The 23074-nt window shown below is 64.0% G+C and carries 16 protein-coding genes; 8 read left to right on the forward strand and 8 right to left on the reverse strand.

Features of this window, described 5'->3' with window-relative positions; translation table 11 throughout:
* Nucleotides 1-46 precede the first annotated feature (46 nt).
* The 6 genes from J2X56_RS05395 to J2X56_RS05420 all read right to left on the reverse strand — a co-directional run bounded on the left by J2X56_RS05395 (nucleotide 47) and on the right by J2X56_RS05420 (nucleotide 7848).
* The gene (locus J2X56_RS05395; RefSeq protein ID WP_204726567.1) at nucleotides 47-865 is read right to left on the reverse strand and encodes an alpha/beta fold hydrolase; all 819 of its coding nucleotides are present in this window, start codon (nucleotides 863-865) and stop codon (nucleotides 47-49) included.
* A gap of 117 nt (nucleotides 866-982) precedes the next feature.
* Complete coding sequence (locus J2X56_RS05400; protein WP_310158659.1) at nucleotides 983-3472, reverse strand: DNA internalization-related competence protein ComEC/Rec2; 2490 nt, start codon at nucleotides 3470-3472, stop codon at nucleotides 983-985.
* Nucleotides 3472-4278, reverse strand: coding sequence for a TatD family hydrolase (locus J2X56_RS05405; RefSeq protein ID WP_134135881.1), 807 nt, complete (start codon nucleotides 4276-4278; stop codon nucleotides 3472-3474). Before J2X56_RS05405 ends, J2X56_RS05400 begins: the two co-directional genes overlap by 1 nt.
* Before the next feature lie 316 nt (nucleotides 4279-4594).
* Nucleotides 4595-5767 carry an acetylornithine deacetylase gene (argE, locus tag J2X56_RS05410; RefSeq protein WP_310158662.1) on the reverse strand — a complete coding sequence of 391 codons (1173 nt, stop codon included), beginning with the start codon at nucleotides 5765-5767 and terminating at the stop codon, nucleotides 4595-4597.
* A 106-nt stretch (nucleotides 5768-5873) separates the two neighbouring features.
* Nucleotides 5874-6590 (reverse strand): lipoprotein-releasing ABC transporter ATP-binding protein LolD, encoded by a 717-nt coding sequence (gene lolD / locus J2X56_RS05415; RefSeq protein ID WP_134135883.1) that lies wholly within the window; start codon nucleotides 6588-6590, stop codon nucleotides 5874-5876.
* Nucleotides 6583-7848: a lipoprotein-releasing ABC transporter permease subunit gene (locus J2X56_RS05420; protein WP_121041685.1), complete on the reverse strand. Its 1266-nt coding sequence runs from the start codon at nucleotides 7846-7848 to the stop codon at nucleotides 6583-6585. The genes lolD and J2X56_RS05420 overlap by 8 nt, the downstream gene beginning before the upstream one ends.
* Nucleotides 7849-8177: 329 nt before the next feature.
* Here J2X56_RS05420 and J2X56_RS05425 point away from each other — a divergent pair, with 329 nt between their 5' ends.
* The 4 genes from J2X56_RS05425 to J2X56_RS05440 all read left to right on the forward strand — a co-directional run bounded on the left by J2X56_RS05425 (nucleotide 8178) and on the right by J2X56_RS05440 (nucleotide 15006).
* Complete coding sequence (locus J2X56_RS05425; protein WP_310158665.1) at nucleotides 8178-10301, forward strand: ATP-dependent helicase; 2124 nt, start codon at nucleotides 8178-8180, stop codon at nucleotides 10299-10301.
* 72 nt (nucleotides 10302-10373) lie between these two features.
* The gene (locus J2X56_RS05430; protein WP_204726570.1) at nucleotides 10374-11405 is read left to right on the forward strand and encodes a hypothetical protein; all 1032 of its coding nucleotides are present in this window, start codon (nucleotides 10374-10376) and stop codon (nucleotides 11403-11405) included.
* Nucleotides 11402-13096 carry a single-stranded-DNA-specific exonuclease RecJ gene (recJ, locus tag J2X56_RS05435; RefSeq protein WP_310158667.1) on the forward strand — a complete coding sequence of 565 codons (1695 nt, stop codon included), beginning with the start codon at nucleotides 11402-11404 and terminating at the stop codon, nucleotides 13094-13096. Before J2X56_RS05430 ends, recJ begins: the two co-directional genes overlap by 4 nt.
* Nucleotides 13097-13320: 224 nt before the next feature.
* Nucleotides 13321-15006 carry a diguanylate cyclase domain-containing protein gene (locus tag J2X56_RS05440; protein ID WP_310158669.1) on the forward strand — a complete coding sequence of 562 codons (1686 nt, stop codon included), beginning with the start codon at nucleotides 13321-13323 and terminating at the stop codon, nucleotides 15004-15006.
* Here J2X56_RS05440 and J2X56_RS05445 read toward each other — a convergent pair.
* Nucleotides 14948-15679: a hypothetical protein gene (locus J2X56_RS05445; protein WP_310158670.1), complete on the reverse strand. Its 732-nt coding sequence runs from the start codon at nucleotides 15677-15679 to the stop codon at nucleotides 14948-14950. The genes J2X56_RS05440 and J2X56_RS05445 overlap by 59 nt on opposite strands.
* A gap of 89 nt (nucleotides 15680-15768) precedes the next feature.
* A complete protein-coding gene (locus J2X56_RS05450; protein ID WP_134135891.1) occupies nucleotides 15769-17724 on the reverse strand; it encodes a PhoX family phosphatase in 1956 nt (651 codons plus the stop codon).
* A gap of 177 nt (nucleotides 17725-17901) precedes the next feature.
* Between J2X56_RS05450 and prfB the strand changes: the two genes are divergently transcribed.
* From prfB to J2X56_RS05470, 4 genes are all read left to right on the forward strand, one after another.
* Nucleotides 17902-19006, forward strand: a protein-coding gene (gene prfB, locus J2X56_RS05455) for a peptide chain release factor 2 (RefSeq protein WP_121041699.1) whose coding sequence is annotated in 2 segments (ribosomal slippage) — nucleotides 17902-17982 and nucleotides 17984-19006 — 1104 coding nt in all. Because the reading frame shifts where the segments join, the coding sequence is not laid out codon by codon here.
* Between the two features lie 75 nt (nucleotides 19007-19081).
* Entirely contained in the window at nucleotides 19082-20623 is a 1542-nt protein-coding gene (gene lysS, locus J2X56_RS05460; RefSeq protein WP_310158673.1) for a lysine--tRNA ligase, read from the forward strand.
* Between the two features lie 298 nt (nucleotides 20624-20921).
* Nucleotides 20922-21620 (forward strand): glycine zipper 2TM domain-containing protein, encoded by a 699-nt coding sequence (locus J2X56_RS05465; protein ID WP_209566797.1) that lies wholly within the window; start codon nucleotides 20922-20924, stop codon nucleotides 21618-21620.
* 418 nt (nucleotides 21621-22038) lie between these two features.
* Nucleotides 22039-22971, forward strand: coding sequence for a carboxylesterase (locus J2X56_RS05470; protein ID WP_121041705.1), 933 nt, complete (start codon nucleotides 22039-22041; stop codon nucleotides 22969-22971).
* Nucleotides 22972-23074: the final 103 nt, after the last annotated feature.

Raw genomic sequence — 23074 nt, forward strand, 5'->3', positions numbered from 1 at the left:
GAATGGCTTCTTGACCATCATCCCGGCAGATTGGTTCATCTCCGCGCTATTTAACCTGAAGCCCCCTGCCCTGCAACAGCTGCCCGATCATGGCGTGCGTGGCTTGGGCCGCCTCCACCGGCGACTCCATCGGGAACAGGTGCCCTCCGGCGATCTGCAGGAAATTCGGTCCGACCAGCCGGCGCGTGGCGTCCAGTCCGGCCAGGCGGCACTCGACCGAATCGACGCCACCGACGAAGCCCACCGGCACCGGATAGGTCTGGCGCGCCAGACGCCCGAGGTGATGCGGAATGGTGCGGTAGACCGCCGTTTCGGTCTCCCGCGAGAAGCGCAGCCTGACGCCCCCGCCCGGCTGGGGCACCAGCCCATGCTGCACGTAGTCGCGCAGCACCTGCTGCGGCCAGGCAGCAAACAGGGACTTGGCCGCGTAATGCTCATAAGCCGCTTCCATGTCGGGCCAGTTATCGCGGCGGCGCGCCGAGGCCACCGAGGGCGAATGGCGGCTCTCGTATTTGAGGATTTTAGCCAGACGCAGCAGGTGTGCACGCCAGCCAGCCACGATGGGCGAATCCAGCAGCACCACGCAGCGCACCAGCGCAGGCCGCTTGCGCGCAGCCATCAGCGCCAGGATACCGCCCATGGAATGGCCGACCAGGATCACCGGTTCGGTGTAGCTGCGCTCCAGCTCCTCGCGCAGCTCGCGGGCCAGGGTACGCCAGCCGTCATCGACCGGGAAGCGCGGATTGTGGGCGTGGATCGGCAAGGCACGCACATCGTAATGGGCGCGCAGCTGCTCGAAGAACATGCCGTAAGTCCCCGCCGGATAGCTGTTGGCGTGGGCGAAATGAAGAATCGGATGGCTCATGGAAAGGCACAGGCTGGGCAATGGCCGCAGCATAGCAAAACGGCCAGCGCCGCGAGCGTGCTATTTTCCCGCATCGCGAAATGAAGGATCAGGCAGGACCGACCCCGCCCAAGGACATCACTGCTCGTACCAGTAACGCGCGTGCTGCTTGCGGTATTGCTCCACCTGCAACTGGTCGCCCAAGGTCATGGTCAGCGCGCCGGTTTCGTCAGTGCGCAGGCGGCGAATGCCGAGTCGGCCATAACGTTCATAGACTTCCGGCTTGGGATGATTGAAACGGTTGCGATAGCCGACCTGGAACACCGCCAGTTCCGGCCGCACCGCGCGCAGGAAAGGTTCGGTGGACGAAGTACCGCTGCCATGATGCGGAGCCAGCAACACCGTGGAGGGCAAGCGGTCGGCCAGCGGCCCGCTCACCAGCTCATCTTCCTGCACCGCCTCGATATCCCCGGCCAGCAGGACCGATTGCCGTCCGATCTGCACCTTCAGCACGCAACTGCGGGCATTCGGCCGCCATTTGTCGCTGTCATAGCTGGCTGCATCCGGATGCAGCACGGTAAAGCCGATGCCATCCCAGTTCCAGGATTGTCCGGCCTGGCAGCGCGTGTGCTCGGGGGCGGCGCGCAGGATCGGGCTGTCCGGCGACAGAGAAGAATAGACGCTGTCAACCGGCAAATGCCTGAAGAGCGATACCGCCCCGCCGGAATGATCGTTGTCATTGTGTGAAATCACCACGCGATCCAGATGGTCGATCCCGCGCGCACGCAGGTAGGGCACGATCACCCGCGTGGCCCCGTCCGACTCGGCCGTGTAATACGGGCCTGTGTCGTAGAGCAGGCGATGGCCCGGCGTCTCCACCAGCACCGCCATCCCCTGCCCGACGTCGAAGGCAGTCACACGCATGCTTCCTTCCGCCGGCGCTACCGGGGCATTGAGCAGCAAAGGCAACCAGCCGAACAGGCCCAGCCAGCGCACCGGCCAGCCGCGCGGTGCCAGCACCAGCAGGGTTCCGCCCAGGGCCAGGGCAAACATCCAGGTGCTGGGCAGCGGCGTTTGCCACACGGCCCAGGGCATGGCATTGAGCCCCTGCAGGAATTCGGCCAGCCAGACCAGCAGTTGATGCGGCACCTGCAGCACGAATTGCGCGAGCACGGCCGGCAGGATGCTGCCCAGCAGCGCCAGCGGCGTGATCACCAGCGAGACCAGCGGAATGGCCACCGCATTGGCAATCGGGCTGACCAGCGAATATTGTCCGAACAAGAGCACCGTCAGCGGCACCAGTCCCAGCGTGACGACGTATTGGGCATAACCGGCTTGCTTGATCCGCTGCAGCAGCGCCGACCACCAGTGCTTGTGCGAAGCGGCAGCGGCCATGGCCTGCGGCGGCTGCATGCGCCCGACCGAGCCATACAGCAACAAGGCCACCGCACCGAAGGAAAGCCAGAAGCCCGGCCACAGCACCGCCCAGGGATCCAGCAGCAAGACCAGTGCCAAGGCCAGGCACTGCACCACCGAGACGCGCACGATGCGGCCGCGCCAGAAAGCGATCCCGACCACGATGAGCATGTAGAGGGTACGTTGCGCCGGCACCCCGAACCCGGCCAACAACACGTAGATGAATGCCGCTCCCATCCCGACGATCACCGCCACCTTCTGGGCCGGCAGCCGCAGCGGCAATTGCGCGCCCGTGAAGAAAGAGCGCCGCCACAGCCAGCTTGCCAGACCGCCGCACAAGGCAGCCAGCATGGTGATGTGCAGGCCGGAGATGGCCATCAGATGGCCGATGCCGGTGCGATTGAACACGGTCCAGTCCGCCTGGTTGATGCCGCGCTGGTCGCCCATGACCAGGGCTGCGATCACGCCGGCATAGGGGGCGCCGGGCAGCGCCGAGTAGATGCGGTCGCGCAGCCAGCCGCGGGCGCTGTCGATCATATGGGAAGGCGTCCAAACGAAGTCGTCGACACGGCGATTGAGCGCCGTCAGCGCAGCACCCGAGGCCGCCGGACGGCCCACCACGTAGCCGGTGGCTCGCACATCGTCCTGCAGCAGCCACAGCTCGTAGTCGAAGCCATCCGGATTGGCATTGCCATGGGGACGCTTGAGCCGCACCTGCAAGCGCCAGCGCTCACCCGGCCGCAGGTCGGGCACGGCCATCCTGGGCGGCGCGGCCTGCTCGCCATCCTCGGAGGGCTGCTGGTAGCGCTGGTTGCCGTACCAGGACAGCGCCAGCCGGGGCGGCACCGGCGGCTTCACGCCCCCCTGTACCACCACCTGCTCCACATCGAAACGGAAGCGCACGCCCTGCTCGGTATGCGCAGGCAAATCCGCGACGGTACCGATGACGGTGATATCACGTCCTTCCCAGGCTTTGGGGAGCTCCTGATCGAGGTAATACAGGGCAAAGGAAGCCGCCCACAAGAAGCCCAGCCAGGCACCACAGGTCAGCAACAGGGGCACCCGCAGCCAGGGCTGCCAGAACTTCCAGGCCGTCAAACCCAGCAAGAGCGCCAGCACCAGCCCGACCGCATACCATTCGGTGCCCGGCAACTGGCCCTGCACCTGCAGCAATCCCACGCCGATGGCAAACCCGATGATCAGCGCGCGCATCAGAGTGGCAATCCTGCATGCGCCAGGCGCGGCAACGCGGCCCGGGCATTGGCGGTGGTGGCGGCGGCGATCTCCTGCAGCGGCAGCTGGCGCAGCTCGGCCAGGACTGCACCGATGCGCGGGATCTGGTCCGGGGTGTTGATGCCGGGATGCCGCCAGGCCGGTGAAATATCCGGCGCGTCGGTTTCCAGCACGATCGAGGACAAGGGCAATTCGGTCGCCAGCCGGCGGATCTGCAGCGAACGCGGGAAAGTCATGGCGCCGCCAAATCCCAGGTGCAGCCCCAGCTCCACGAAGGTCCGGGCCTGCTGGTCGCTGCCATTGAAGGCATGCGCGATGCCACCCGGCACGCGGATGCGGCGCAGGTATTTGAGGATGATGTCCTGCGAACGCCGCACATGCAGCAGCACCGGCAGGTCGAAGTCGCGTGCCAGCTTGAGCTGCTCGGCAAAGAAGAATTCCTGCTTCTCGCGCAGCGGCGCTTCTTTCAGGGCCGGCACGAAGAAATCCAGCCCGATCTCACCGATCCCCACGAACAGCGGATCGCCCAGCGCCTCGCCGATGGCCGTACGCAAGATCTCCAGATCGGATTCCTTGGCAGTGGGGACGTAAAGCGGATGAATGCCCAGCGCATAGACGGCATTGCCGACTTCGCGCGCAAGCCGTCCGACTTCCTTGAAGTTCACTTTGGCGATGGCGGGAATGACGATGGCGCGCACGCCGGCCTGCGCAGCCTCGGCGGCCACGGCAGCGGAACGTTCGCCGAATTCCCCGGCGTCGAGATGGCAGTGCGTATCGACCCACATGTGCTGGCTTGGCGAAAATCGGAAGACCGGCCTCAGGGCAGCGGTTCCGGATAACGACACCCGCCGCAGGGGCCGCGATCGCATGATTCAGCCAGGCTGCTGATGCGGCTCGCTTCCCCCGAAGCGTCTTGTTGTTTGAACAGCATAGCCGGTTTGAACCGGCTTCAACCCGCGCAGTTTACCGTCTAACGCCCTCTTGCAGTAATTAACAATGGTAAAGAAATCCCGAATCCTTCACGCGCGGACATGAAAAAAAGGACGCGATCGCTCGCGTCCTTCATCTCGCACGCCACCGGGGTGCACCGATCAGGCGTGATCAGGCCGGCTGCAGCGACTTGCCCAGCTTGCGCAGGAACTGCTCGCAGCGCTCCATCTGCGACAGTGTCACGAACTCGTTGGGCTTGTGGGCATTGCCGATGTCGCCAGGACCGCAGACGATGGTCGGGATGCCGATCTGCTGGAACAGGCCGGCCTCGGTGCCATACGCCACCTTGCGGGTTTCACGATCCCCCGTCAGTGCGCGCACCAGCTCGGTGATGGCCGGCTGCTCGACCGCTTCCAGCGCCGGGCTGCCGGCGAAGTTGTCGATCTCCACGCGGGCGTCCGGGAATTCGCTGCGCATCTTGGGCAGCAGCACCTCGGCGATGTACTTGTCGATCTGCGCCTGGATGTCGGCCACGCTCATGCCGGGCAGGTTGCGGAATTCGTAAGTAAATTCACATAGCTCGGGAATGGTGTTGACCGCGATGCCGCCACGGATCTGATTGGTGGTCATGGTGCTGAAGGGCACATCGAAGAATTGGTCATACGGGCCATTGGCCTTGTAGCCATCGGCGAAATCGCGGATGGCGCAGATCAGGCGTGCGGCGTGCTCGATGGCGTTGCAGCCCTGCGGGGTCAGCGAAGAGTGCGCGGACTTGCCGTGCACCTTGCAGGCAAACACGTTGATGCCCTTGTGCGCCACCACCACGTTCATGCTGGTGGGTTCACCCACCACGCAGCCATCGACCTTGATGCCGCGCTTGACGATTTCTTCCAGCATCACGGGCGCGCCGATGCAGCCGATTTCTTCATCATAGGAAAACGCCAGGTGAATCGGCTTTACACGCGGCATGGCCAGGAATTCAGGCACCAAGGCCAGCGAAGTGGCGATGAAACCCTTCATGTCGCAGGTACCGCGACCGAACAGGCTGCCATCCTTCTCGGTCAGCTTGAAGGGGTCGGTATCCCATTTCTGGCCATCCACCGGCACCACGTCGGTATGGCCGGAGAGCACGATGCCGCCTTCGGTGCTGCCGGCATGGGGGCCGGCGGTCGCGGGCAAGGTGGCGAACAGGTTGGCCTTGGTCTGCTCCTTGTTGTGCGCCAGCCAGGAGGAGATGCCCTGCTTTTCCAAGCTGTCACGCACGGTGGTGATGAGTTCCAGGTTGGAATTGCGGCTGGTGGTATCGAAGGCGACCAGGGTCTCTAGCCATTGGCGGGTGTTCATTGTCTTGCTCCAGTTTCCGTCTGTACAGGTATTCGTGTCTTCAAAAGCAGACCGCCGTCTTGTATCAAGACGGCGGCGTCAAAGGCGATAGCTTACCCGGAATGCATCAAGGCTGCTGACCGGCCACTTTCAGGCCTTGGTCGGACAAGCGCAATACGCGCGCGCAGCGGCCTGCCAGTTCGATGTCGTGGGTCACGATCACGAAGGCCGTGCCCAGCGTGCGCGAGAGTTCGATCATCAGCTCGAAGGTGCGGTCGGCCGTGCTGCGGTCCAGGTTGCCGGTCGGTTCATCGGCCAGCACGCAGGCCGGACGCGTCACCAGCGCGCGCGCCAGGGCCACGCGCTGGCGCTCGCCACCGGAAAGCTCACCCGGCACGTGCGTCACGCGCTGCGCCAGGCCGACCTTGTCCAGCATCTCGCGCGCCTGCTCCTGCGCTTCGGCCCGCTTGACGCGGCGAATCATCAGCGGCATGGCCACGTTGTCCAGCGCCGAGAATTCCGGCAGCAGATGGTGGAACTGATAGACAAAGCCCAGCGACTGGTTGCGCAGCGTGCCGCGCTCGCTCTCGCCCAGGCTGGCGAAATCCTTGCCCAACAGGCTGACGGTACCGGTGCTGGGCGTATCGAGCCCGCCCAGCAGGTGCAGCAAAGTCGACTTGCCGGAGCCCGAGGCACCGACGATGGCGACTTGCTCACCATGGTAGACGTCGATATCGACATTACCCAATACCTTCACCGAATACTTGCCCTGAGTGAAGGTCTTGCCCAGGCCGCGCGACGACAGCACGGCCTGGCGATTCTTGATCGGATCGTTGTTATTCATAGCGCAGCGCCTCCGCCGGTTTGACACGGGCCGCTGCCCAGCTCGGATACAAGGTAGCCAGGAAGGCCAGCACCACGGCCAGACCGCCGATGGTATAGACGTCCGACCAGATCAGTTCGGATGGCAATTCAGAAATCACGTAAATGCTCTTGGGCAGGAACTGTACGTGGAAAGCCCGCTCTATGGCCGGTACCAGCACGTCGATATTGAGTGCCACCACCACTCCCAGGCCGACGCCGATGGCAGTACCAACCAGGCCCACCAGGGCCCCCTGGATGACAAAAATCTTCATGATGGAGGCGGGAGAAGCCCCCAGCGTGCGCAGGATGGCGATGTCCGCCTGCTTGTCGGTGACCGTCATCACCAGCGTGGACACCAGATTGAAGGCCGCCACCGCGATGATCAACGCGAGGATGATGAACATCATCCGCTTTTCGGTCTTGACGGCCGCGAACCAGTTGCTGTTCTGCTGCGACCAGTCGCGCAGGTACAGGTCGCCGCTCAGGGTGCGCGCCAGCTGCTGGGTCACTTCCGGGGCCTGCAGCATGTCGCGGATGCGCAGGCGCACGCCGGTGGGGGCATCCATACGGAACAGGGTTTCGGCATCCTGCAGCTGGATGAAGGCCAGCGACGAATCGAATTCATAATGGCCGGCTTCGAAGATCCCGGTCACCGTGAATTGCTTCAGGCGCGGCAAGACGCCGGCCGGGGTCACCTGCCCTTGCGGCACGATCAACGTGACCTTGTCGCCCAGGCCCACGCGCATGCCGCGCGCCAGCTCGCCGCCGATGACGATGTTGAATTCGCCGGGTTTCAGGGAATCGAAACTGCCCTGCTTGACCTGCTTGGCCACGTCCGAGACCTTGGGCTCTTCCTCGGGCAGCACGCCGCGCACCAGCACGCCACGCAGGTTGTCGTCACGCGTCATCATGGCCTGGCCCGATACATAGGGCGCAGCGCCCAGTACCTCGGGGTTCTGGAAGGTCTGCTTGGCCACCGCCTGCCAGTCCTTCATGGAGCCGGAGGCATCGAAGACTTCGATGTGGGCCAGCACGGAAAGCATGCGGTCACGCACTTCCTTCTGGAAACCATTCATGACCGACAGCACCACGATCAGGGCAGCCACGCCCAGCGCGATGCCGGCCATGGAAATGAGGGAAATGAAGGAAATGAAACTGTTGCGGCCGCTGCGCTTGCCGGCCCGCGTGTAGCGGATGCCGACCAGCCATTCGAACGGCAGGTTTTTAATCAGACTCAAAATTGCTCCGGGAGAGGGCCTGCACAATGTGCTGCCAGTGGCCTCGCCTCCCGGTTCCGGGACGCAATCCTCTGGCCGCACGCCAACACGGGCGAAGACAAAGCGCGAAGTTTGCCACAGTTTGCAGTCATGGCCCATCCCTGGCCATCTGCTCCATACTCGCGCCGGACCCGTCGGTCGTCTGCCGTGAAGCCTGTAGATTCACTTCTACGGCAGAGGTTCGCGCCAAGATGTTTCATATAGTGGATGTGCCTGATGTTGCATCGGGGACTGGTTATATATACAGTACCTCCTTGCCCAGCCATCGCCGATATGAATTTCCCCGCACCATGCCACCCGAACTCGCCCAGGACGTCCCCGACACCAGCAGCCCGCCCACCGGCGAGCGCGGCCCGTTTGCGCGCCTGAACGCACAGCAGCGCGAGGCGGTCGAGCATGGCAGCGCCTTGCCAGCAGCACAGCAGCCGCCGCTGCTCATCGTGGCCGGTGCCGGTTCGGGCAAGACCAATACCCTGGCGCACCGGGTGGCCAGGCTGATCCTAGACGGGGCCGACCCGCAACGCATCCTGCTGCTGACCTTCTCGCGCCGGGCGGCGGCCGACATGGGCCGGCGCGTGGGCCAGGTGATCCGCCAGGTGCTGGGGCTGGCGGCCACCGACAGCCCGCCGCAACTACCCTGGTCAGGCACCTTCCATGCCATCGGCGCGCGGCTGTTGCGCGAGTACGCGGCCGTCATCGGCCTGGAAGAAGACTTCACCATCCAGGATCGCGGCGATTCCGAAGACCTGATCGGACTGCTGCGCCACGAGATGGGGCTGTCCTCTACCGACAAGCGTTTTCCGCTGAAGGGCACTTGCCTGTCGATTTATTCACGTGCGGTCAATACCCGGCAAGATCTGGGCACCGTGCTGCAGACACAATTCCCCTGGTGCCGTGAATGGGAGAGGCTGCTGGGCGAACTTTTTACCCGCTATGTCGAGGCCAAGGAAGCACAGCACGTGCTCGATTACGACGACCTGCTGCTGTTCTGGGCCGACATGCTCTCCGACCGCGAGATTGCGCAATCGGTCGGTGCACGCTTCGATCATGTGCTGGTGGATGAGTACCAGGACACCAACCGCCTGCAAGCCGAGATCCTGCAACGGATGAAGCCCGATGGCGCCGGCGTGACCGCCGTGGGTGACGATGCCCAGTCCATCTATTCCTTCCGGGGCGCGACGGTGCGCAACATCCTCGATTTTCCCGAGCTGTTCACCCAGCCGGCGCGGCTGTTGACGCTGGAACAGAATTACCGCTCCACCCAGCCCATCCTGCAGGCCTCCAACGCCGTCATCGCCGATGCGCCGGAACGGCACGTCAAGCAGCTCTGGAGCGACAAGCCGTCCTCACAGAAGCCGCAACTGGTGGTCATCCCGGATGAGGCCGAACAGGCGCGCTGGGTCGCCAACCGCATCCTGGCGCATCGTGAAGAAGGGCTCACCCTGAAATCCCAGGCGGTGCTGTTTCGTACCGCCACCCACAGCGCGGCGTTGGAACTGGAGCTGGTCCGGCGCAACATCCCCTTCGTGAAGTTCGGCGGACTCAAATTCCTGGAAAGCACCCACATCAAGGACCTGCTCTCGCTGCTGCGCCTGGCGCACAATCCCAGCGGGCGCATGGCGGGCTTCCGGGCGCTGCAACTGATTCCCGGGGTCGGTCCCGCTACGGCCAGGAAGGTACTGGACCTCATGGCCGCCGCCAGCGACCCGGCCGATGCGCTGCTGAACTTCGGCGCACCCGCGAGTATCGCCCTGCAATGGCAGGCCTTTGCCGACACCTACGACCTGATGCGCCGCGCCAGTGCCAGCTGGCCGACCGACATCCAGGCCGCGCGCGACTGGTATCTGCCGCACCTGGAGCAGCGCTATGAAGACGCCGACGCCCGCGCTGCCGACATCGAGCAACTGACCGCGCTGGCCAATGGCTATGCCTCGCGCGAGAAATTCCTGACCGAACTGACGCTGGATCCGCCCGAAGCCAGCAGCGACTTCTCCGCTCCGCCCTACCGCGACGAGGATTACCTGACGCTCTCCACCATCCACTCCGCCAAGGGCCAGGAATGGCGCTCGGTCCACGTGCTCAATGTGGTCGATGGCTGCATCCCGTCGGACCTGGCCACCGGCAGCGAGGCCGAGATCGCCGAGGAGCGGCGCCTGCTGTACGTGGCCATGACGCGTGCGAAGGAGTATCTGCACCTGGTGGTGCCGCAGCGTTTCTACATCACCCAGCAGACCGCGCAGGGCGACCGCCACGTCAACGGCATCCGCAGCCGCTTCATCACGCCGCGCATGCTGCCCTTCTTCGAAGACAGCCTGTGGCTCTCGGCCGAGACCAATGGCGCGCGCACGCCCATGCCCGACAGCGTGCGCATGCTGGTGCGCCAGCGTGCAAAAAAGGCCTGGAACAATGGCTGACCCCGCTTTGAAGTGAAGCCTTGTTCAGGCAACCGGGGCCAAGCGGCGCGCCAGCCGCTAAAATAGCGCCCCATGAATCAACTCGACATCCTCATTCCCTTTGCCCTGCCCCCGGCTGAACTGGCGCGCGACCTGTTGCGGCAGAGCCAGGCACCGGCCCTGGCCATGCTGCTGGGCCGTGGCAAGGCTGCGCCACGCCTGGCGCATGACCCGTTTTCGCGCGCCCTGCCGCATGAGCACTGGCTGGCCCGGCGCTTCGGCCTGCCGCCCGCGCCCCAGGATTCCAGCCCCGCCGCCGCCAGCGCGCTGATGCAGCGCCTGGGTCACACGCCTGCGGCCGGTCACTGGTTCGTGCTGCATCCGGCCCACATCCACGTGGCGCGTGACCACCTGGTGCTGACCGACATCGGCCAGCTGCAGTTGGAAGAGGATGAATCGCGCCGCCTGTTTGCCGCCGCCCTGCCCCTGTTCACCGAGATCGGCCATGAGCTGGTCTATGGCGATGCCCGCACCTGGTTCATCCGGGCCGACGCCTGGGCCGGGCTGCGCACCTCCACGCCCTCGGCCGCGAGCGGGCGCAACGTCGACATCTGGATGCCGGAAGGACCGGGCGAACTGGCCTGGCGCAAGCTGCAGAACGAAGTGCAGATGCAGTGGTTTGCCGAGTCGCTCAATGAACAGCGCGAAATGCGCGGCCAGAAGGCCATCAATTCGATCTGGATCTGGGGTGGAGCCGATGCTGGCGTACGCGCCGACGCCACTTACGCCGCCCGCTTCGGCCTGCGCGGCTGGCTGCGCGCCTTCGGCGAAGAGCGCGCCGACGGTGGTGCGGCCCAAGTGGCCCAAGGCAGTGGCCATCGCCTGCTGGTACTGGATGCGCTGGCCGAAGCGGCACTGGCCGAGGAATGGGGCCTGTGGCTGCAGCATCTGGAACACCTGGACCGCGACTGGCTGGCGCCCTTGCTGGTGTCGCTCAAGGCCGGCAGCCTGGAATCGCTGAACCTGATCCTGACCGGCGCTGACCGCAGCCAGGAAGTGGCGGTCACGCGCGGCGCACTGCGCCGGTTCTGGCGTAAAGCTTCACTGGCGGGGCTGTCGGCATGATTCGCGTCACCACCCGTTCCTATGACATTTCCCAAGCCGAGCATCTGATCGCCGAAGGCGTGCATCCGGTGCTGGCGCGGGTCTACGCGGCGCGCGGGCTGTCCACTGCGCGCGAACTGGCCAGCGAGCTCAATGCCCTGATTGCGCCTTCCGGCTTGCTGCATATCGAGGCGGCCGCCATTTACCTGGCCGACGCCATCGCCGAGCGCAAGAAGCTGGTCATCGTCGCCGACTACGACTGCGACGGTGCTACCGCCTGTGCCGTCGGCCTGCGCGGCCTGCGCCTGCTGGGCGCGCAGGTGGACTACATCGTGCCCAACCGCTTCGAATACGGTTATGGCCTCACGCCCGAGATCGTCGAACTGACCGTGCGCGAGAAGAATCCCGACATCATCGTCACCGTCGACAACGGCATCGCCAGCATTGACGGCGTGGCCGAAGCCAAGCGGCGCGGCATCGACGTCGTCGTGACCGACCACCACCTGCCGGGCGACGCCCTGCCGGACGCACGCGTGATCGTCAACCCCAACCAGCCGCAGTGCGGCTTCCCCAGCAAGAACCTGGCGGGCGTGGGGGTGATGTTCTACGTGCTGCTGGCCTTGCGCGCCGAGATGCGCAAGCGCGGCCTGTTCGATGCCCAGACCCAGCCGCGCCTGGACAGCCTGCTGGACCTGGTGGCCCTGGGCACGGTGGCCGACGTGGTCAAGCTCGATGCCAACAACCGCATCCTGGTGGCCCAAGGCTTGAAGCGCATGCGCAGCGGCAAGATGCATCCCGGCATCGCCGCCCTGTTCCGCGCCGCCGGCCGTGAAGCCCGCCGCGCCACCCCGTTCGACCTCGGCTTTGCCGTGGGCCCGCGCCTGAACGCAGCCGGCCGCCTGGCCGACATGTCGCTGGGCATCGAATGCCTCACTACCGATGACGAAGGCCGGGCCTGGGCCATCGCCCAGCAACTCGATGCCATCAACCGCGAACGGCGCGACATCGAGGCCGGCATGCAGGACACCGCCCTGCTGCTGCTGGACGATTTCAATCCGGCCGACCGCCGTACCATCGCCATCTTTGATCCCTCCTGGCACCAGGGCGTGATCGGCATCGTGGCCTCGCGCCTGAAAGACAAGTTCTACCGCCCCACGATCACCTTCGCGCCCGGCGATGAAGGTTTCATCAAGGGCTCGGGCCGCTCGATTGCCGGCTTCCACCTGCGCGACGCGCTGGACCTGGTATCCAAGCACGCGCCTTCGGTGATGACCAAGTTCGGCGGCCACGCCATGGCGGCCGGATTGACCATCCATGCCGACGCCTTCGATGCCTTCTCCCAGGCCTTTGAGGCGGTCGGCCGCGACTGGCTCACGCAGAACCAGCTGGAACGTGTCATCGAGACTGATGGTGAACTGGAGGAAAGCTATTACTCGGTCGAATTCATCACCCTGATGGACCAGCAGGTCTGGGGCCAGGGCTTCGCCCCGCCGGTGTTCTGCGACCATTTCCGCGTACTCAGCCAGCGCATCCTGAAGGAAAAGCACCTCAAGCTGCAGCTGGAAAAGGGGGGCCGCAAGTACGATGCCATCTGGTTCGGCCATACCGATGCCCTGCCCGATCACGCCCAGGTTGCCTTCCGGCTCGATGCCAATGAGTACAACGGCAAAACCACGGTGCAGCTGATGGTGGAGCACGCTGAGCCGGCCTGATCGGACACAGCCGCTTCCTGCCGGAAAACTGACGGATCATCACACCCTTGTCTGGCCGCGAACCCGCGCCAGACAAGGATTGCGGCATGGAAACAAGCGTAAAAAAAGCCAACAATCGCAACGTTGCAGTGGCACAATGTTGGCTTGGAGCGACTTCCGAATCGATTTGAGGGAAGTGGACAACACGGGCGCTCCGAGGAATAACAACAACAGCAAACCCCTGAATGAAGCTCAAGCGCATCCATTGCAGCCTGGTGACTCGTCTCGTCCTCTTCGGCCTCCTGCTGATCGTGGGCAGCGCGCTCCTGCGCTATCACATCCTGATCGGCTTTCTCGAAAAGGAGCAGGCCCAGGTCGCCGCCGACCAGCAAAGCACCATCGCCAGCTATCTGGCCGAAGACATCGGCTACCGCGTGCAGGAACGTGCACGTTATCTGGAGCGCCTGGCCCGGCACATGCCCTCGCCGATGCTGGACGACCGTGCCGCCATCCGCGCCTGGCTGCAGGACCACCAGGAGCTGCAGCCGCTGTTTGCCCAGGGCCTGTTCGTGGCCGATGCCAATGGGCTCATCGTGGTCGACTACCCCACGCTCAATGGCCGCCGCGCGCTCTCACTGACCCAGTACACGGATTTCGAACGGGTGCTGCAAGGGGCGACGGTGATCTGTCCCCCCATGACCAGCCCGGCCAGCGGCAAACCCATCATCGCCATGCTCACCCCGCTGCGCAATACCGAAGGCAAGGTGGTGGGCGTGCTGGGCGGCAGTACCGAACTCAATGCGCCGGGCTTCCTCGATCATCTGCAACGGGCCCGGCTGGGGCCGACCGGCAGCTTCCTGCTGATTTCGCCGAGCCAGCGCTTGATCATCGCCTCCAGTGACGAAGCCCTGGTCTACAGCCAGTTGCCCCCGGTCGGCAAGGACCTGCTGATGGACCGCGCCCTGCAACAGGGTTTCCGCGGCAATGGCGTCGGCCTGGCCGCGAATGGCATCAATGAAATCAAGGCCTTCGCGTCGATTCCCGGTACCAGTTGGCTGGTGGCCGTGACGCTGCCGCTGGCCGACGCCCTGCCGACGGTCGAGCGCACGCGCGCCCTGATCGGACGCGGCGGACTGATCCAGGGAGCGATGGTGATCCTGCTGGTGACGCTGGCCTACTTGTGGTTCTTCCGTCCCCTGCGCCGCGCCGCCGCACTGGCAGACCGCATGACGCGCGGTGAATTGCCCTTGTCGCCGCTGCCAGTGGAACGGCGCGATGAAGTCGGCCACCTGACCATGGCCTTCAACGGCTTGCTGTCGCGCCTCAAGCTGCACCAGGCGGAATTGCAGCACCAGGCGCATCACGATGTACTCACCGGCCTGCCCAACCGCATGATGCTGGCCGAACGCATGGAAGCCGCACTCACTCACGCCTGCCGCGAACGCAATGGGGTGGCGCTGCTGTTCCTCGACCTGGATGGATTCAAGCCGATCAACGATACCCTCGGCCACAAGGCCGGTGACCAGGTGCTGCAGGAAGTCACGCGGCGGCTGCGTCAGGTGGCCCGCCACGGCGACACGCTGGCGCGTGTGGGCGGGGATGAATTCGTGCTGCTCATCACCGACCTCGGCCAGCCCTATGAAAACGGCGCGCAGGTACTGGCCGAAAAATGCATCCGGGTGGTCTCCGAACCACTGCAACTGGCGCAGGGCGAGTACCAGCTGGGCGTGTCAGTAGGCATCGCCGTGTGTGATGGAAGCTGTGACGCCGACAGCCTGCTGCAGGCCGCTGACAAGGCCATGTATGCCGCCAAGGGCAATGGGCGCGGTTGCTACGTGATTGCACCGGCTTGGCCGGGAGTGCCAGGAGAACTCAGCGCACCGGGAGGAACTGCAGGAATGACCCGCCCAGCAGGTTCTGCACATAGCTGATGCCGGCGCGGCGATAGCGCTCGGTCATGAATTCGGCCATCAGGTCGAGACGGCCGACGATCTTGCCGAATTCCCGTTCAAAACTCAGGTTGCGTGCCTCGCTGCCGATCTCGTCGGACAGCAGCAGGGGCGCTCCGTTGGCATTCTTGCGGCTGGAGAGGATCCAGGCGGCGATTTCCACATTGCGCGCGGCATTGTAGAGATGCTGGGCGTCGAGCCCGTCGACCAGAAAGAATTCGATCTTGTTGCCATGCGCGACGATGATCATGTCGGCGGTCGCATCGATGAAGGCGGCGACCCGATCCCCCTTGAACTCCGGTGACAAGGCCAGCGTCATGGCCTGGATATCGCGCTTGCCCTGCAATTCGGGCCAGGCCTGGCGCTGTTCGATGGCTTGTTTCACCTTCTTCTCGGCCTCGTCGCGGCTGCCAGCGGTTTTCTTCCACTCGGCCGGATTGCGCCGATACAGCTTGGACATCAGCAGGTACAGGCTATCGAGATTGGCGCGCATGGCCAGGGTGGCCACACGGTTGCTGTCGGATTGCCCCATCTCGCGTGAACTGGCCTCGGCCCCCTTGACTTCGCCATGCGGCGCGGGGGGCGAGGCGCAGCCGCCCAACAGGGTGGCGCACAGCAAGGACAGGGGCAGAAGGGAGAACAGCTTTCTGGTCATCGGCGGGCGGGACGAAACGAGCTGATAGGACTGATCCTAGCAGAATGCGTTCCGTCCGCCCCCTTCAGGCTGAAGCCTTTTGCTTCACATCAGGCCTTGCCGGTCTGCGGCAAACCGGTCAGGTAGCCCACGGTGGCACCGAAGCGGTCCTTGAAGTTGGCGCGCACCAGGGGATCGAGGGTGTCCTTGACCTTGTCGTGCAAGCCTTTCTCCCAATCGCCGGCGTGCTGGAAGTTGCTCATCACGTAGGTCCAGCCGTTGATCTCATCCACCGCATGCAGGCCGGTCGATTCAGCGCCCGCCGGGCAGGACAGCACGCGGGTGAGCGCCTTGGTATCGACGTTGTAGGCCCACAGGAAGTTGTTGACGTGCATGCCGCTGTCTTCACCGATGAACAAGGTACGCAGCTTTTCCGAGAACTTTATGTTGTCCGGATTGGCGATGTGTTCTTGGTCGGCCAGGTTGCCCAAGGCATCCGGGGTCTTCAGGTCCACGCCCACCAGGGCAGCCGGCGGGGCCATGTCGATGGCCACCCATTCGCTGTCGATGGCATTGCCACCGGCATCGCGCTGGCCACCGCGCAGGTTCAGGGCATACACGGCGCCAGCCTTGGGGCCTTCGACCTTGATGTGGCCGGAGCCGTTGAGCATCGAGGTCTGCACATAGGACATGGCCGAATAGGCGATCTTGTCGCGAGCATTGACGGTGGTGCCTTCCATCTTGGTGAAGCCCAGGCTGCCACCGGCCAGTGCCGCGTAGCGGTGGGTTTCCAGGAAGGCGGCGGCCTTCTGCATGCCCGGCTTGACGCGCACCCAGTTGAACTTGCCATTGAACGGGATCTTGGAGAAGGAACCGTCAGCCGGATCGGTAGTGCGGATGTCCATGATGTCGGAGGACTTGTAGCGGTCCGCCATGGCCTTGATTTCGGCACTGGTGGCGCTGCCCAGGCGTACCCAGGACAGCTTGCCGGCACCCGGACCAACGCCCGAGACCTGCTCCCAGCGCGCCACATAGAGCGTGCCCGCGGACAGGTCAGCGGCGCGGTCGGCGATGAACATGAACAGGCCGCCGTTGGTGGCATCGTCGCCCATCAGCACGGTACGCTGGTCCGGCATGACCTGTACCAGCTCGTGCGAGATGCGGCCCAGGCAATAGTGCTTCTTGATGGAACCGGTGCCGTCCGGGTTGACGGTCACTTCCGGCAGGTGGCCGTAGTGATAGGGATTGGCGCGGTTTTCGTCGCCATACAGGTTCTTGCTGAAGGCCTTGAATTGCGGATTGGAGGCGATGGCAGAGGCGTCCGGTTCATATTCTTCCGACGACAGGTGCGTATTCCAAGGCGACAGGCTGGCACCGCAAGTGATCCACAGGCCGTTGACCTGGGAGGTATCAACATTGTGGTACTGCACCAGCGAGAGCTTGCCCGACGAAGGATCCTGGTCCAGGGTCAGCACGGCGATGGGCGACGGCAGCTGGCCGTACATGGCCGCCTGCTTCTGGTCGCGCGTGGTGTATTCGAATTGCACCACGGCAAATACCGCATTGCCCTTCACGCCCGGCACCTTGGCACCGGCCACGGTCAGCAGCGAAGAGCCGTCCGGGCAGTCGGAATAGAACTGGCGCTCCTTGCCCGGCACCGAGCGGTCGATGATGGGCTGGTTGTTGATGTCCAGGTAGCCGCCGGCGAGGATGCTGCCGCCCTTGCCGTTCGGGACCATGTCGCCGGTCATGAAGAAAGGCTGATAGGCCAGCTTGTAGCTCTGCTTGCTGCCATCTGCAAAAGTCACTTCCAGGGCCGAGCCGACGGTGGTGGCGGCCATGGCGGCCGGGTTGTCCAGGGTCGGGGCCGGCATGCCGGTGAAACGCGCCGAGGCGAAGGGCTTGCCCGCACCCGGGGTGGCGCAGGCGGCCAGCAGGGCCGAGGCCGACAGGCCGCCCGCCAGCGGCAGCAGGGGCGCAGCGCCCAGAGCCTTGAGCAGGTTGCGGCGGCCGGCTTGCGGCTGGTCGGCGACGGTTGGGGTGGCGGTGGGGGCAGGCTGTCTCATCGAGGATTCTCCGGTGGTGGCTAGCAGATGTCGGGCAGCGGCGGACGCACCCGTCAGTATTTTGTCAGTCAAACAAGCGCGCCGATGGTAGCGACGGAAAATGACAGGCGCGTGACGGGGGTGAAACTGCCCTCCTCCTCTTGTATAATTCGAGGTTTGATCGCAAAAGAAACCATCATGGAAGCAGAACGCCTCAATTCCCTCCAATCCTTGCTCGATGATCTGGCCACCCGTGCCACCGAGCTTCGGAGGTATCTTTGACTTCGATGTGAAGTCGGAGAAACTCGAACAAGTCAACGCCGAACTGGAAGATCCCAACGTCTGGAACGACCAGAAGCGGGCCCAGGACCTCGGCAAGGAAAAGAAATCGCTGGAAGCGATCGTCCACACCCTCATCAAGATCGACAGCGAGTTGGCGGATGCGCGCGACCTCTTCGAGATGGCCCGCGAGGAAAAGGACGAGGACACCATCGTCGCCATCGAAGCCGATGCCGAGACCCTGAAGAAGCTGGTCGAAGACATGGAATTCCGCCGCATGTTCAGCGGCCCCATGGACGCCAACAACTGCTTCATCGACATCCAGGCCGGTGCCGGCGGTACCGAAGCCCAGGACTGGGCTTCCATGCTGCTGCGCCAATACCTGCGCTACTGCGAGCGCAAGGGCTTCAAGGCCGAAATCCTGGAACAGTCCGACGGTGAAGTGGCCGGCATCAAGACCGCCACCATCAAGGTCGAGGGCGAATACGCCTATGGCTTCCTGCGCACCGAAACGGGCGTGCACCGCCTGGTGCGCAAGTCGCCGTTCGACTCGTCCAATGGCCGCCATACGTCCTTCTCGAGCCTGTTCGTCTACCCCGAAGTGGATGAATCCTTCGAGATCGAGATCAACCCGGCTGATGTGCGGGTGGACACCTACCGTGCCTCCGGCGCGGGTGGCCAGCACATCAACAAGACCGACTCCGCCGTGCGCCTGACGCACGCCCCGACGGGCATCGTCGTGCAATGCCAGAACGACCGCAGCCAGCACCGCAACCGGGCCGAGGCCTGGGACATGCTGCGCGCCAAGCTGTTCGAACTGGAACTGCGCAAGCGCATGAGCGAGCAGCAGAAGCTGGAAGACTCCAAGACCGACGTCGGCTGGGGCCACCAGATCCGCTCCTACGTGCTGGACCAGTCCCGCATCAAGGACCTGCGTACCAACTTCGAAACCGGCAATACCAAGGCCGTCCTCGATGGCGACATCGACGACTTCATCGCGGCCTCGCTGAAACAGGGCGTCTGATCCAGGCGGGCCGCGCGGCTGTGCTGCGCGGCCCGGCTTTCCGGACTGACCGTTCAACCATCAAGAATTCCAACCATGACCACGCAAAACACCCCCGCCGCCCAGCCGGCAGCCGACGAGAACAGCATCATCGCCGAGCGCCGCGCCAAGCTGGCCGCCATCCGCGAGCAGGGCGTCGCCTTCCCCAACGATTTCCGCCCGGCCAACAATGCCGCCGACCTGCACGCCAAGTACGATGGCCTGGAGAATGAAGCGCTGGAAGCCGAACCGGTCCAGGTGACCGTGGCGGGCCGCATGATGTTGAAGCGTGTCATGGGCAAGGCGGCCTTCGCCACCCTGCAGGACGCCTCGGGCGCGCGCGCCGATGGCCGCATCCAGCTCTACGTGACCCGCGACGTCACCGGCGAAGAAGCCATGGCCGCTTTCAAGCACTATGACCTGGGCGATATCCTGGGCGTTGAAGGCACCCTCTTCAAGACCAAGACCGGCGAGCTGTCCATCAAGGTCACCAAGTTGAAACTCATCACCAAGTCGCTGCGCCCGCTGCCGGACAAGTTCCACGGCCTGGCCGACCAGGAAATGAAGTATCGCCAGCGCTACGTGGACCTGATCATGAGCGAAGAGACGCGCCGCACCTTCAAGGCGCGTACTGCAGCGATGTCGTCGATCCGCCGCTTCATGGAAACCAACGGTTTCATGGAAGTGGAAACCCCGATGCTGCACCCGATCCCGGGCGGCGCGGCGGCCAAGCCCTTCATCACCCACCACAATGCGCTGGACATGCAGATGTTCATGCGCATCGCCCCCGAGCTGTACCTGAAGCGCCTGGTGGTGGGCGGTTTCGAGCGCGTCTTCGAGGTCAACCGCAACTTCCGCAACGAAGGTGTCTCGCCGCGTCACAACCCCGAATTCACGATGATGGAGTTCTACGCTGCCTACGTGGATTACCAGTGGCTGATGGGCTTCACCGAACAGGTGATCCGCCAGGCCGCCATCGACGCCCACGGCACCGCCGTGCTGACCTACCAGGGCCGCGAGCTGGACCTGTCCAAGCCCTTCGACCGCCTGACCATCACCGGCGCGATCCTGAAGTACGCTCCGAACTACACCGAAGCGCAACTGGCCGACATCGACTTCCTGCGCACTGAACTCAAGAAGTTCGGCGTCAAGACCGACCAGGCCCCGCTGGCCGGTGCCGGCATCGGCGCGCTGCAACTGGCGCTGTTCGAAGAAACGGCCGAATCGCAGCTGTGGAACCCGACCTACATCATCGATTACCCGGTCGAGGTCTCGCCGCTGGCGCGCGCTTCCGACACGGTCGCCGGCATCACCGAGCGCTTCGAACTGTTCATCACCGGCCGCGAGATCGCCAACGGCTTCTCCGAGTTGAATGACGCTGAAGACCAGGCCGCCCGCTTCCAGGCGCAAGTGGCCGCCAAGGACGCTGGCGATGAAGAAGCCATGTACTACGACGCCGACTACATCCGTGCCCTGGAATACGGCATGCCGCCGGCCGGTGGCTGCGGCATCGGCATCGACCGCCTGATGATGCTGATCACCGACTCGCCCAACATCCGCGACGTGATCCTGTTCCCGCACCTGCGCCGCGAAGACTGATCGTCACGCGGGACGGCGCTGCGCCGCTCCCGCGTTGGCGCATCCCGCCTTGCTGCCTCCGCATCCCGCCCGGGATGCGGAACCCCATCCCCCCTGCACGCCCCTCCCTTCCCGCCTGAAACGCCCTTCGATTGCTCCAGAGCAGTGTTGTCTTGCCGCAAACCCGTGTCCAGACCGACTGTTGCAGGATTACAAGTCCTTACAACTGACACAGAATCGGGATTTTTTTTGGCCCATGACCACTCCATAATCCAGTCATCCACTCATCAACGACAACAGAACAACTAGAGAGGTCATCATGGAAACCAATGCCAATACCAATACCCCGCAAAACCTGAACGCAAGCAACAACGCCGTGAGCCAGCCTTCCGCACCTGCTTCGTCGGGACGGATTCATCCGCTGGTCGCCGGTGCCTCGGTGGCCGTGATTCTGGTCAGCCTGATCGGCGTGGCCGCGATGACGGGTCTGTTGCCCAGCTCCAAGAGCGCCAATTCGCCGCAGCAGGTCGCGGCCATGGAGCAAGCCGGCCAGCCGGGCCAAGCCGCCCAGGGCCAGCAACCGCTGGTGCAGCAACAAGCTCCGCAATCCACCTCTTACCAGCCGCAACAGGGCGCCTACCCGGCCCAGGCAGCAGCCCCCGTGGCCCAGCGCGCCGCGGCCGTTTGCAGCAGCTGCGGTGAAGTGATCGGCGTGCGGACCGTGCGCCACAGCGTCCCGACCAGCGGTGTGGGTATTGCTGGCGGTGCCGTGGTCGGCGGCCTGCTGGGCAACCAGATCGGTGGCGGTACCGGCCGTACCCTGGCCACCATTGCCGGTGCCGTCGGCGGCGGTTACGCCGGCAACGAAGTGGAAAAGAACGTGCGCTCCACCACCAGCTACGTCGTCGACGTCCGCATGGACAATGGCAAGACCCGCAGCTTCCCGCAAACCAGCGAAAACTGGCGTGTCGGCGACCAGGTGCGCGTGGTCAATGGCCGCCTGGAAGGCCGCGGTTAAGTCCGACAGCCCCTTCGCCCGGTCTCCGGGCGCGAGCAAACAAGCCCTTCGAGTCGCCTCGAAGGGCTTTTTCTTTGTTGTCATTTAACCGCCCGGTATTTGTCTTTTGGTGCTGGATATGAAGATTTGTGCACCAATTGCGTCTTTACAACGTTATCCTGACATCAGATTGTCATTTTCCTGCCGGATGGCATGCCAGGCAACCGTCACCCGGCGTTTCCGGGAAGGCAATTGATAAACGCTGGCAACATTTCAACGAGGCAGTTAGACTTTCGCGAAAAGTCATCCGCCTGGACGGCAGCGGAGTTGGTAGTCGGGAAACAGAACGCTGAAGCGTCGACCCGCTTACTCGTACTGAACGGGGGGCGAAGAATTCGCCGGGCGGCGCCCACGGGGCGCGAAAAGCGTTTGAAGATTTATGGACTCACTGTCATCCACCGATACCAGCAGCCCGGCCAGCACAGCGGCCGAGCCTGTCGAGCAACCTCAGCCTGAAGAGCGACACGGCGGCCCGCACAAGGAGCATGCGGTCATCCTGCTGCACGGCCTGTGCGGTTCGCAGCTGGAAATGGGGTCCATCCCCAAGCAGCTGAAGAAGGCTGGCTGTACCGTCATCCCGCTCAACATCGACAACTATTCCGCTGCCCTCACCAATCCGCGCGTCTCGCCCAATTGGGAAGACTGGTGCGCCGTGGTCGAAAGCCGGGTGGCGCGCCTGAAGGAAGAATTCCGTACCGTCTCGTTGTGCGGCCTGTCCATGGGCGCGACGCTGGCGCTGGCCGTGGCGGCGCGCAGCAAGGAACTGCTGTCGGTGGTGCTGCTCTCGCCGGTGCTGCAATACGATGGCTGGTCAGTGCCCTGGTACTGGAAAATGTTGACCGTGGTCTATGACATGGGCGTGCGCAACTGGTCCTACAAGGAAAGCGAACCCTACGGCATCAAGAATTACGAGATGCGCCGCCGTGTGGCCGCCGCACTGGAAAAGGATGGCGTGGCCGCCGTCGGTGCCGCTGCCATCCCGGCACGCCACCTGCGCGCCGCCCTGCGCATGATCGCTTTCGTGCGCAAATCCCTGCCCCTGGTCCGCACCGATACCCTGATCATTCACTCCATCGACGATGAAACCGCATCGCCGCGCAATGCCGAGCTGATCCTGCAACAGATCAACGCCGAGGTACGCAAGGTGATCTGGCTGGGCGACTGTTATCACATCATCACCGTCGACAATGAACGTGAAATCGTCACCAACGAAACCGTGATGTTCATCAAGCGCAGCATCGAGATCCACGGCAACGAGATGAACCGCAAGTATCTCGCCCATGCCTCGCCACTGAAGGACAGACGGCACTGACTTGATGTGAAGATACAACGCAGCCCGGCAATTTGGCCGCCAGTAAGTCTTTTGACAGACAGCATTCTTAACATGAGCCCATTGCACCACCGTGCAATGTGAA

Origin of the sequence: Herbaspirillum sp. 1173, assembly GCF_031455335.1 — a bacterium.
Lineage (GTDB): Bacteria > Pseudomonadota > Gammaproteobacteria > Burkholderiales > Burkholderiaceae_D > Herbaspirillum > Herbaspirillum huttiense.